At 41.0% G+C, this 12,553-nt stretch carries 12 protein-coding genes; 11 read left to right on the top strand and 1 reads right to left on the bottom strand.

Going from position 1 to position 12,553, the window contains the following annotated elements:
- The first annotated feature begins 119 nt into the window (after positions 1–119).
- The 5 genes from ABD985_RS06665 (at position 120) to ABD985_RS06645 (ending at position 4,980) form a co-directional block, all read left to right on the top strand.
- Entirely contained in the window at positions 120–944 is an 825-nt protein-coding gene (locus ABD985_RS06665) for a retropepsin-like aspartic protease (protein WP_345370282.1), read from the top strand.
- Positions 945–955: 11 nt separating this feature from the next.
- A complete protein-coding gene (locus tag ABD985_RS06660; RefSeq protein WP_345370281.1) occupies positions 956–1,447 on the top strand; it encodes a hypothetical protein in 492 nt (163 codons plus the stop codon).
- Positions 1,448–1,647: 200 nt separating this feature from the next.
- A complete protein-coding gene (locus tag ABD985_RS06655; protein WP_345370279.1) occupies positions 1,648–2,514 on the top strand; it encodes a hypothetical protein in 867 nt (288 codons plus the stop codon).
- Position 2,515: 1 nt separating this feature from the next.
- Entirely contained in the window at positions 2,516–3,853 is a 1,338-nt protein-coding gene (locus tag ABD985_RS06650) for a phosphodiester glycosidase family protein (RefSeq protein WP_345370277.1), read from the top strand.
- The gene (locus ABD985_RS06645; protein ID WP_345370275.1) at positions 3,850–4,980 is read left to right on the top strand and encodes a phosphodiester glycosidase family protein; all 1,131 of its coding nucleotides are present in this window, start codon (positions 3,850–3,852) and stop codon (positions 4,978–4,980) included. Before ABD985_RS06650 ends, ABD985_RS06645 begins: the two co-directional genes overlap by 4 nt.
- Before the next feature lie 309 nt (positions 4,981–5,289).
- Here the strand turns inward: ABD985_RS06645 and ABD985_RS06640 are convergent, their stop codons facing one another.
- Complete coding sequence (locus ABD985_RS06640; RefSeq protein ID WP_345370273.1) at positions 5,290–6,798, bottom strand: sigma 54-interacting transcriptional regulator; 1,509 nt, start codon at positions 6,796–6,798, stop codon at positions 5,290–5,292.
- Positions 6,799–7,003: 205 nt separating this feature from the next.
- On the opposite strand from ABD985_RS06640, the gene ABD985_RS06635 reads away from it, so the two are divergent.
- The 6 genes from ABD985_RS06635 (at position 7,004) to ABD985_RS06610 (ending at position 12,497) form a co-directional block, all read left to right on the top strand.
- Positions 7,004–7,819: a hypothetical protein gene (locus ABD985_RS06635; protein ID WP_345370271.1), complete on the top strand. Its 816-nt coding sequence runs from the start codon at positions 7,004–7,006 to the stop codon at positions 7,817–7,819.
- A gap of 78 nt (positions 7,820–7,897) precedes the next feature.
- A complete protein-coding gene (locus ABD985_RS06630; RefSeq protein WP_345370269.1) occupies positions 7,898–8,386 on the top strand; it encodes a GreA/GreB family elongation factor in 489 nt (162 codons plus the stop codon).
- A gap of 129 nt (positions 8,387–8,515) precedes the next feature.
- A complete protein-coding gene (locus ABD985_RS06625) occupies positions 8,516–8,887 on the top strand; it encodes a hypothetical protein (protein ID WP_345370268.1) in 372 nt (123 codons plus the stop codon).
- Positions 8,888–8,991: 104 nt separating this feature from the next.
- Entirely contained in the window at positions 8,992–10,356 is a 1,365-nt protein-coding gene (locus ABD985_RS06620; RefSeq protein WP_345370267.1) for an ATP-dependent DNA helicase, read from the top strand.
- A gap of 222 nt (positions 10,357–10,578) precedes the next feature.
- Positions 10,579–11,010: a hypothetical protein gene (locus ABD985_RS06615; RefSeq protein WP_345370266.1), complete on the top strand. Its 432-nt coding sequence runs from the start codon at positions 10,579–10,581 to the stop codon at positions 11,008–11,010.
- Between the two features lie 575 nt (positions 11,011–11,585).
- Positions 11,586–12,497, top strand: a complete 912-nt coding sequence (locus tag ABD985_RS06610; protein ID WP_345370265.1) for a hypothetical protein — start codon at positions 11,586–11,588, stop codon at positions 12,495–12,497.
- Positions 12,498–12,553: the final 56 nt, after the last annotated feature.

The raw sequence follows: 12,553 nt of genomic DNA, 5'->3' as shown, positions 1-12,553 counted from the left end.
CTACCCATCCATATTGCCTACATAAGCAGTACGGGCGCGATTCATCGCACCCCCAAAGCTGATTAGCCCCTAAAAGCGCACTAAAAGCAAATATTCAATTCATAAAAAATAATATATCCATGAAAGCATTTACGCTATTTACCCTAATGCTATTTTCCTTATCACTTCAGGCACAAACAGACTTACAGATTCCTTATCGAGAAGATGCGGCTACCCGAATGAAATACTTGCAAGTATCCATTGGAGGTACACAGCGAGAATTCTTACTGGACACGGGAGCGACTATGATGAGTATCAACAAAGCATTATATCTGGAGCTTTTGCAAAATCAGACATTGAAGTGGTCTCATCTACAAGGCAAGCTGATGGTGAGTATGGCTAATGGTCAGCAGGAAGAAGTTTTACATTTGAAACTTCCGATGATAGAGATCGGAGGACAGTTTTTCCGAAATATAGAAGCCGTAGTAATGAATGAAATGGATACTCCTTTGTTGTTGGGGCAAAATGTGTTGGAGCAGTATGGGCAAGTAACGGTAGATTTTAATAAGCAACTGATCGTGCTTAAGGAGGACGTGCAACGCTTGAAGCAGTTGACGAAAGTGCGCCTCATTCCTTGTAGTCAGCAGGATGTCAGTCTAGTACAGCAAATGCAACAGTCCTTGCAAGGGGCGACTTTGTTGCAACATGTGCAGGTAGAAATAGAAACAAAGTTACCTCCTCAAAAGGCTGTGGATAGAATTAGGGAAGGAACAGTACGCTTAAGGTATTTCTATCAAGAGGGAAAAAAGGTAGCGATGGCGCATCGTTTCCTATCCTTATTGGATTCAGTGATGAATGCGCATGTGCAGCACTTTGAGGACCAGGCGATCGAAGAGGAGAATATGCAAGTATATTACTCTAAGCCAGTAGATGGATACATGGAAATATGGGTAAGAGCTCATTAAATAACAGGATAATGATGAGAAGTTTTTACTTGACAGGATTATTCATAGGTGTGATGCTATCTATAGGACATGCGAATACCAGGGAACTGAGTAGTCTATGGCAGCTTTTCCACCAAGGAGAAGAAGCCCTGCAAGATAGCCTTCCTGTAGCCATTAGGGGAGATCAGCTGTTACAGCAATTATGCTCTACGCTGGAGCAGGAGATTACTGATGGGCATATGCAAGCAGAACAAGAGGAGGTGGTTGCATTACTATCCGCTCTTCATCGGCTAGGCTATCACGTACAAATAGCAGAACCCGACCATAGTAAGTTGATAAGCTACATCATAGAAGGTAGGTGGGACTATCTCTGGAGCCGATACGAATCTCGTATTGTGCAGGACCTACTGGGAGTGACTCACCCTATCGGTCGACCCTTGATGGCTGTATTATTACCGATAATTATAGGTGTTAGCTGTTATGTGATGATGAAGTACTCGCTTAGAGCTTGTTTGGAATACTGATTTAGATAGAGAAAATTTCTATAACCTGTTCAAATTGATTCAAATTTGAGAAGAATAGTGGTTCTATTTGTCGACGTACGTAGTAAAATTTGAGTCGATTTGAACAGTGATTAGAGGAATTTTCTATCTGAAGACGTATTCCAAACAAGCTCTTAGTAAATAACCAACGCTTATCTATAAATAAAAAATTAACAAGAGAAATGAACAGAAAACGATTCCTTTTATTCATTGTATTTTTATCCTTTTCCCTTCCGTCTCAGGCACAATATGCCTTGAGTACGGCTGCTTCCGGGTTATTTAACCAACATGTTGCCTTATTTTCCTTAAGTAAAAATGGGTATCACTATGGTACGGCAATTTGGATGAATCGTGGCTTGAGTGGCAACCGTATCAAGACTAAGTATTTTGCTCAGGGAAAGGCATATCAGTCCTATTTGAGATGGAAAGGAAATAAGAAGGTTATCTTAATTTCCAGTGGGGCGTATAGTAATGGATTTTCCGAAAATCATACGCCTATAGGGGTTTGTGTAGAGCAAGGGCAGATTGTAAATCGTCGGATTGAGAACGATATGGATGGACTAGTCATCGTGGAAGCTACAGGAGGGGTGAGGGTTTCTGATATTGATAATGGAGACCTTTACCTTGGCAGTTTGGGACGAAGAATCAATCCCCGAACGGAGATGTATACGTTACTCAATTGGGCTAAGCAAGAGTATGCTACGGTATTCCAATCTCATCTATTGGCTTATGGAGATGCTTTGAGGATCAATTACAACAGTAGTACAACGACAGCCACTCGTCGTATGATGGTGATCGGTACGGCGAATGGAAAAGTAGTCCATGTGGTTTTCCATATTACTCAGCCTGTTAAATTATTGGATGCGACCAGGGATATTAAGGCGACCATGGATAAGAGAGGAATAAAGGTCGTGGGAATTGTGAACCTGGATACCGGAGGGAATGATATTTTAGAGGTATACAATAATCTAGGAGCTCCTTTTAATGGAGTAAAAGGGACGGCATTAAAGCATCAGGCAACAAATCTTTTGGTGTACTATTATGAATAAGATGAGAAGTATATTGATCGTGGTATTGCTCTTTTTGAGTTGTTTTGCTCAAGCTCAGGAAGTGTTGTTCAAGGGGAAAAAGTACATGGTACAGAAGGTATATTTGCCTGATGGAAACCTGCGGATGCATTGGAATACTTCTGCTAAATCGCCTTTGCGCTCTTTTGAAAATGTGAGACAATTGTTGCAGGAGGAGGGCAGAGAAATGCACTTTGTAACCAATGGAGGAATTTTTAAGCCAGGCTTAGTACCGGAGGGTTTATATGTGGAGAATGGGAAGCAATTGGTGTCATTGAATCTGGAGGAAGGAAGAGGGAATTATTACTTGAAGCCTAATGGTGTATTTTATATTGATCAGCAATGGAGAGGAGCTGTAATCCCTTCTGAGCAGTATCTGAATATAGACACTACTCAGGTGAAGTATGCTTTGCAATCGGGTCCTATGTTATTAATTGATGGCGAGATTCATCCTGTTTTCAATCCCGAATCGACCTCCCGATACATTCGTTCAGGAGTGGGAGTAAAAGGAGAAGATGCTATTTTTGTCATCAGTAAAGTCCCAGTGACTTTTTATGAATTTGCTTCTTTTTTTAAGAAAATCATGAAGTGCGATAATGCCTTGTATCTAGATGGTGCTATCTCTGAGATGTATCAAAAAGACGTAAGTAAACAAGGGAGAAGACATGCTGATTTTTCTGTCATGATCTCAGAGAGCAAACCTTTGCCGGATACGCTATTGAAGGTGAAGTCACCTCAGAAAATCATAAAAGATACACTGGATGTTTACACACTCTCAGGTCCTGTTCAGTTTCATCATCAAGAAGCCAAGTATAATGTCAAGGGTTTTTTGTATAGTATTTATGACCAAGATCGGCAGGGTGTTCAAGCTGTGGTGACTTTAATGGAAAATAAGAAGACATATGCTTGTGGGGTTTTGGTAAAGACAAGTGCTCATGCTTATCAAATAAAAAAGCAAGAAGCTTTATCATTGAAGGACGACACCTACCAAAAACCAATCTTACTACAGGAAATTCTTTTGCTTAATGGTCGACAGTTGACCTCTTCTCCTACAGGAGCAATAAAAGAAGCTGTAGTGGTGTTAGGCTTGAGTACTTCAGGAAATGTACTCTTATTGGAATCAAAGAGTCCAAATAATACTTATGAGCAATTAGTAGAAGTTTTGAAGAAAAAAGGGTGTCATTCAGCTTGTGTTCTTGATCGTGGTGGAAATATTGCCTTGAGTGTTTTGTCACAATATCCGAACTGGGAAACTCCCATTGAGGATAAAACGAAGAAAATTTTAGTGATTTCTTCTAATCAAAAATTGATGCACAAATGAAAAGAAAGATAGGATTTGTCCTTATGAGTATGTATTTCTTATGGTCTTCTTGTAACACACCAAAAGCTTACTGGTACTCAGGAAAGTATCATAGGAATATGATTCATGCAATAGAAGAAGAGAAAAGACTTGAACAAGAACAAAAGGAGACTTTATTGGAAGAGAATCGTCAGCAGATCGTCTCCCTCAATAAGAAACTTTCAGAGCAAATAGAAGAGGTACAATATCTTACCGATAGTTTACAGCTCCTGCAAGAGGTAATGGCTAAAAGTGATGCAGGAATCCAAAGCTTGCATCAAAAACTATTACAGACGAAAGGAATATTAGACAGTTTATGCCAAGTTAATATCCAATTACAAGAAGAACTTTTACAGGTGAAAGAGGTATTAAAACAAAGGGTATCAGAGAAAAAGGATGTGCCTTTTGCGAATATTCAAAAGAACGAAAATGTATTTCATTTGAGTAGTGAAGAGGGGCGTCAGTTTACCTGCTACAAGGTAGATCTGAGCACCCAGCAACTACAGCTATTTTACTCGGATGCTACCGGAAAGCCATTAAATTCTCTACAGGCAGTAGCCCAACAGGTAGGGAAAGCAGGAGATACATTACTCTTTGGTATGAATGCAGGGATGTTTACCCCTTCCTATACCCCTGTAGGGTTGTACGTAGAAAATGGAAAAGAATACTTTCCACTAGATACTGATAAAGAAGGGTATGGAAACTTCTACCTACAACCTAATGGAGTCTTTTATATCGACAAGGAAGGAAAGGCAGGGGTATTGTCTACCTCTGCTTATCAAAAGGCTGAAATCACTCCCCAATATGCTACCCAGTCAGGGCCAATGCTTTTGATAGATGGCGAAATCAATAAAAAGCTCGGGCCGAACTCCTCCAATTTTCATATTCGAAATGGCATAGGGGTACTGGATGATAATACCATTTTTTTGATCATATCGGATGAAAGGGTACGTTTCTATGAACTGGCCAAACAGTTTCAAGATCTTGGGTGCACCAATGCCCTCTACTTGGACGGAGCAATCAGTGGAGCATGGATTAAAGGATGTACACGTTCAGATTCTCACGGTAAGTTTGGGGCTATGATCGGAGTAGTGTCTGTAGGAATGTAGGTACTGCCCCAGGTACAATGTCGCTAACTTAAGCTAAATACTAGTCCTAGCGTCCTCGCTAGGACTTTAAACATTATTTGAGCGTCCACGCTCAAGCTTATAAAACAGGAGCATTACATGCCGTGCGAGACGCTCCCATTATGTTTTGGTCTTTGCGAGGACGCAAAGACCAGTGTCTACCATTCCGTTAAGTTGACGACATTAAGCCGAATGTTGAGATATAGCATTATTGCAAAAGCTCAACAGCCCGAAGGGCTATTCAACGGCACATAGTGCCATTCAACCAGCGGTGCAAGCCGTCTCAACAATTTACAACTGATACTTTTCCAACTTCTTCTTCAAGGTATTGATACTCCCATACCCCAAGGCTTTCAAAGCTTTTGTCTTATTACCTTGATAGTGTTGCATCACAAAACGTATATGCTCTTTTTCTACATCTTCCCATCGGAGCAGGTGAGGAGTAGGGAGTGACGCAGGAGTATTATCAGTTATAAGCTGTTGTGCTTTCATTCGTAAAGGAAGATGCTCAATGTATACGGTATCGGTGGTTTTAAGGTAAAAGCCTTCGATCAGGTTTTGTAATTCCCGAACATTCCCCGGGAAAGCATGCGATAGCAAAATGCTTTCTACTCTCTCGGAGAGTTGTATAGGGGTTCGCTTTAGTTTTTCAGCTTGCTGTTCAATGAAAAATTGAATAAAAGCCTTGATTTCTCCCTTTCCACGCTCTTTTAAGTCCGGTAAATCAATTTCGCCAATTGCCAGACGATAGTATAAGTCCATACGGAACTTATCCTCTTCTATCATTTTTTCCAGCGGTTTATTAGTGGCCGTAATGAAACGTACATTAATTTTTTTGGAGCGATTACTTCCTACAGGACGGATTTCTTGCTCTTGTAAAACCCTCAATAAGGATTGTTGCATAAAAGCGGAAATATCTCCGATCTCATCCAAAAATACCGTTCCTCCATCAGCTTCTTCCAGAATGCCTTTTCGTTTTTTGTCGGCTCCGGTAAAAGCCCCTTTTTCATGCCCAAATAACTCAGAAGATAATAACTCATCCGTAAACGCGGAGCAGTTAATGGCCCTATAGGGTTTTCCTTCTTTTCCCCTTCTGGATTGTTCATGAATATATCGGGCGATATACTCCTTTCCAGTACCATTCCCACCTCGGATTAAGGTAGTGGTCTTATCCGTTTGAGCAATTTGCTCCGCCATATGCTTAGCGGGTAGTAGACCTTTACTCCATTGAAAGGTACTCAAACGTTCGACGGAGACTTCCTGCTTACGTTGCTCTTCTCCTTGTTCTCGTATAAATAGTGCTAAGGCGGTACTACTTTGTTCTACTTCTAATTTTACGACCTCGTTGTACCGTTTGTGGGAAGTATATTGCTGAGGGACGATCTGTATGAGGTGGGTGTGCTGTTTCAAGGCAAAATGAGAAAGCCCCCAAGCTAGATGTATCACATGAGTACCCGTCTGAAAAAGTAGATAAATTTCATTGCCCTTTTGATTCATTAGTAATGCTTGCATGCGTACTAGGATAAGATCAAGATTGGTAGGATCATCTAGTTCCATACAGCGTTCTGCGATCTGGTGAGAAGGCCATTCCTCTTTTAACGCATTAGAGAGTGACAAGCAACGCGCTTTGTCTGTAGGTCGAGTATATAGGATTAAATGTACGTCTGCTCCGATCTCATCATAAAATCGCTCGTGTAAAGTACCATTAGGCCCTTGTAGTTTTGGAGTATATCGTTGGTTAAGGTCATCTGCTTTTAAAAAGTCTTCTGTATAAGCAAGCCAAGAAATAATGGTTTTCATAATATAATAATAGGTGTATCATTTATTGAATTTAAATATATCAATAAATGATATTATGTCAATAAGTGATATTTTTTAAAATTCTTATATTTTTACTTAAAATATTGATTATCAGTAATTTAATTATATTTAAAAATATTGGAACCACTTTTTCATATAAGTAAGTGCAATTAGTTAAAAACACTTAAGCTAACACTTATTACTTATGAAAATGACCAATAACACCAAAGACATCGCACTTTTTGAGACCTCTCAAACAATTACCCTTATCGAGAAAATATTGACAAAAGCGTTAGAAGAAGGATTACCAAACCTGAAGCAAAAGATTGATCATATTATTGCTTTTGCCGGAGATGATGCTGCAGAGGAGACTTTGAACACTATTATCGCAACGCTTACGCAATCACTGCTTTTTGAAGAGCTCTTAGCGAAGATTTCAGTTTCTCAAGATTATTTGAATAAGGTACTGAAACGCTCTTACTATCATAAGAATGGCTTCGACAAGTTGGTCTTACTGCAAGGAGAGAATTTCAAGCTTAGGCTGCATGTTTTTCATCCTGCAGACCGTTCAACAGCTATGGAGAATATCCATGATCATCGCTGGCACTTTGCCTCTAGTATTTTATATGGGCAGTTTGGAATGGAATTGTTTCAGGAGCAGGAAGGAGGAGAAGAACAACGTTTTGCCTATACCTACCACCCAGCATTGGATAAGAAAGATAGTTATTCTGTGGAGGAAAGAGGAAAGGTGCAATTAGGTTGCATTGCTAACCATACTTTAGTAGCTGGAATGCAATATTTCCTTCACAGGGAAGCTTTACATAAGATCACTTCTATGGGAAAGGAAGGTTGTGTAACCCTGATGTTGACCGCAGCTGGACAGAAACCGACTTGCAAGCTGTATGCAGCAAAGCCATTTGAGCAAGAGGAAGTACATATGGAGCGTTTTACCGAGGCACAACTGCTAAATCGCTTCAATTGGCTCACTAATAAACTTAACGATCATCAAATCGCCTCCTAAAGGTCGTAAGGGCGCGATTTATCGCACCCCCGCACTTCAAAAAAATATTCAACTTAAAAATATAAATAGAAAAATACCATGACAGCAAAAAGATTTTATATCACCCCAGAAGGAAAGAAAATGATGGAAGAAAAGCTAGAGAATATGGCGATTCGCATCAAAGAGATACAAGAAGAAAAAGCCGTGGCCTATGTGATCAGTGGTGACGGTTGGCATGATAACCCAGGTTTCAATCAACTGGAGCAAATGGAGCACCGTGCAGTAGAAGAGATGGTGAAGTTAAAGCAGCACATGAATGCAGCAGTAGTTTGGGAAGTGACCGATGAACGTAAGCAGCAGGTACAGATAGGTTCTACAGTAACCTATACCCAAACACCTATCCATGGAGGGAAGGCACAAAAAATGATTTGGACGATTGTTGGACATGGAGAATCCAATGTTCGCCAGAAGAAGATTAGCTATGATTCTCCATTAGGAAAAGCCTTAATGGACAAGAGAATAGGAGAGAAAGCGATGCTTAAAATTCCGATGGGAGAATTTGAGCTGGAGGTTGTTAGTCTAAGTTAGCTTCACATTATAGAGGAACTGCTCGTAAAATCAAATAACACAAGGCATCATAGCACAGGGCATCACGATAGCACAGGACATCGCCACAGCACAGGGCATCGCCCTGTGTAAAAATATAAAAGAGAAACTATGTCAATAACTATTACTATCCAACAATTATTCAACCAAGGATTATTGACCCATGCTGGATGGGCCACTCAAATCAAAGAACAACAGGCTTTGGCGCGTCTTTGCCGAAAACCGTCTACCTACCTGAATCTTTATGATCAGTTATTTCGCCAACTTTCTCTCTTATTGCTCAGGGAAGGATATAACTTTTCCAATTACAAGCCTCATCAAGCGCTGAAGGCATTGTGTAGTTTGTACCTCCCCCAGAAGGTAGTTGAACAGTTGATTGCTCACCGGCATGCACTTAAGTATAAGCAGGTAGCGAAAGAGGATGAGGAACTAAAGCGACAGCTACGGGAGTTACTCCGAATAGTACAGTGCATGGGGAGGTAGTGTGACTCTTTTTAATGACTATGTATTTTGATTGCATAGTAGGAGGTGTCCTTTGTAAAATTAAGCGTTTATCCTGATTACAAATTACAAAAATGAATTCAAGCATGTCTACCACTTCTATTTTATCTCTTCTTCCTTTTGTTCCCACTCAGGAACAGGCCAAGGCTTTGACGTTGTTGCAGGGATTTATAGATCCTTCAAGTAAAGAACAATGCTTTGTGTTGAGAGGGTCAGCAGGTACGGGTAAGACATCCCTGATGGAGGCCTTAACAGTTTTTTTGAGACAAAGTAATCGGGCTTTCGAGTTGGCTGCACCCACAGGAAAGGCAGCGAAAATATTGGGACAGAAGACCCATTGGGAGGCGCATACCCTTCATAGCTTGCTTTTCAAGATTAAAGAGGTAAAAGATAAGGAAGGAAAGGTGCTTTACTTACAATGTTTGAATAAGACGGACTATTCGGAAATTCCAACCGTGTATATTGTAGATGAGGCCTCTATGGTAAGTACACGACCACAGAAGGATGGACAGTTTCATAGTGACGAGTCTTTATTACAGACTTTGGTAGATTTTGTCAAAAAGGGGCACCCTGGAAATAAACTCTTGTTAGTTGGAGATCATTATCAGCTTCCTCCAGTGAATGAGGATTTTTCTGCAGCATTATGTGCTCTTACCATGCAGCAAGATTATAATATGAAAACAATGTCCTTTCAAATGACTGAGGTGAAGAGACAAGGGCAGGATTCTTATATCCTACGTGCTGCTACAGTTTTGAGACAGGCGATGGAACAAGGTAAGACGCAGCAAGAATATATTTATAGACCTTGCGATACCTGCGATTATACCTTGAAATATTATAAGCAACTATTTCAGCAAGAAGGAGCAGATAAGGTAATTTATATTGCATGGAAGAATAAAACAGTTTTTTTATTGAATCAGGCATTGCGAAAGCAAATTTTTGGTCCAGCCGTAGATTTATTGATGCCAGGAGATCAGGTAATGGTTCAGAAGACTATTTTCCGAAATGGAGCCAATGTGCCTTCCGGCGAAATAGGCAGGGTTGTTAAGGTCCATGCTCGATCCGATGAAAGGATTGCCGGAGTGCATTTCGCAGATGTGACATTGGCTTTTAATAATAGTAAAGGAGAGGAATTTCATCTGACTAAAAAGGTCAATATGAGTACGCTTTTATCGGAAAATGGACAATTGCCTTATCAGCAAGAAAGAGCAGTTTATGCTGAGCGTATCAAAGTGAACGAGACCTTACAAAAAAGTAATGATAAGGAAGACGATGAATACCTTTCGGCTATGCAACTTCGCTACGCGTATGCGATTACTTGTCATAAGGCGCAGGGTAGTGAGTGGAAACATGTATTTTTGTATCCTGAGGGTCCTTATGATGATACTCGTTTGCGTTGGATTTATACAGCGATTACCAGAGCGAGTGAGCACCTCTATTCTTTCCGATAGAGGTGTTTTTTTATGTCTTTATTGATTAAATTGCACTTTCTACATATGTGTTCATACTGTTTAGTTGAGCTTCCCTCGTTCATAATGTTTAGTTGAGGCTACTCACTCCATTGTACCTCAAGTTTCATCACGAAGTGATGAGACTTAAAATACAACTAAACAACATGAACGAGCGAAGCTCAATTAAACAGTATGAACAAAAAACGGTAGGCTTCAAAAAGTATGAGCAACATCAATCCCCAAGATTTTGACCTTTTCCTCAGTTGCTACGGAGAGTGGATGCAAACTGAGCAACGTATTGACAATGCGGCCTATCTGGTACCTTTTGCCAAGATGGTGATCCTGCTGCATGAGGAAAATATGTTGGAGCAGACAGGTTTTAACCGTAAAATCATTGCAGGTAGAGTCATTGATTATCGGGCCATGCGCTTGGGTAGAAGTACAGCAAAGGGAGTGCTCTACAATGTCATTCGCCTAATATTGGATGAGGTAAGCGACAAGCTTAGTAGGGAAGATTTGGCGCAGTTTCCTACGGAGGAAGAAGCGATCAGTATCTGGGATGAGCTGATTCTGGTCAAGAAGAGATATCACTTGGGGCCGACACAATCTGATGCCCTTTTTTATGAGGTGTTAGATAATAACATTCGGTTTTAGTTGAGGCCGCTTGCGCGGCTGGTTGAGTAAAGCTTCGCTTTGTTGAGTTTCACCTTCGGTGAGTTGAGCTTTTTTAATTGAGCTTCGCTCAGTTGAGGCTTTGTTTTGTGCTTTGCTCATTTATTTTTGTGAAATATTATACGTAGAGACTGGTCTTTGCGTCCTCGCAAAGACCAACACATAATGGGAGCGTTTCGCACGGCATGTAATGCTCCCGCTTTATAGACTTGAGCGAAGACGCTACGACTCACATGGCATACAATGTTCACGCTTATAAAACCGGAGCGAGATTTCTCCTTTATGTAGAAGGATTATCTGTTATTGAGCGTGGACGCTCAATTTATGCTAAGGTCGTAACGAGGACGTTACGACCAGAGATGGAGTGACGGTCAATGTAGGCCCTTGCGTCACGCGAGGGTCCACGTAAGAATAGTACTAGCCGTAAGGCGAACATCTACACAACTTGTCGTAAGGCAAGTATCTACCATAAAATAGAATCTCAACTCACCGAAGGTGAAACTCAACAAAGCGAAGCTTTACTCAACCAGCTGCGCAAGCAGCCTCAACCGTTTTCTATGAAAAAACAAACAACGATCTACGCAGCACAATTCTACAAAGCCATTCGGGATTTTTTACAGCCTTACCGACGTATTGTGATTCATGGAAGTGTGAACCATGCCGATGAACTGGGTTTGGTGGCCCTGTTTTTTAATGCAGTGGGCGCAAAGCATATTGATTGGGAGTATGGAGCGACTGCGCCAATTATTGGAAAAGGATATCGGAATGGTCCAGAGCTCTTACGCATTGATCGGGTGAATAAGACGGGAGAGGATTGGTTGGCAGACCGGGAGTATATACAAGACCCTTTGTGCTTGCTATTGGACTGTGGACTACAGTTAGATCCTTTGATGAACAATTTTGATCATCACCAATATGCCAAGGGGCTGGATACAGCCATGTTATTGACCAATCATTGGAAGGAGTTATGGGCCTCAGAAGAAGTATTGGTAGAGATATTGACTACCTTGCAGCGAAAGATTTTTCTACCTATTTCCAAAATAGATACGGGAGAAGATAGAAGTGGGTTAGACGGAAGCATTACCCAATGTTTTAATATGACGAAAAACCATAAGGGTATGACCGCTGCCTTGGCGTGGCTAATGCAGCTAATAGATGCAGCCGTAGCAGATGCTCCTTTGGGCTATATTGCCCGTCAACGGGTAAAGGAGGAGGTAGAAAAGGTAGGTGTCGTTGGTATTTTAAGAGAAAAGGCGATCCCCCAATGGGAGGAGGCTTTTATTGAAAGAGGAATGCATTACTTGATTCGTCAAAATCCCCAGGGAGGATATTCAATCACTTCTGCGGATGCTGAACGGTGGGAAGTGCCGGAAGATTCTCGGCAGACTTTTTATCATCCGTCGAGATTTTTTGCCGTGTATGAGACGTTGGCAGATGCCATCGCACACGGAAAAGAGTTGAATTGTTGAATCGTTGAATTTCACCTTCGGTGAGTTGATTCGAGTTGATATGTTGTATGAGGAAC

This window comes from Algivirga pacifica (genome assembly GCF_039543525.1).
GTDB lineage: Bacteria > Bacteroidota > Bacteroidia > Cytophagales > Flammeovirgaceae > Algivirga > Algivirga pacifica.
This window is presented reverse-complemented; position numbering and strand designations above follow the sequence as displayed.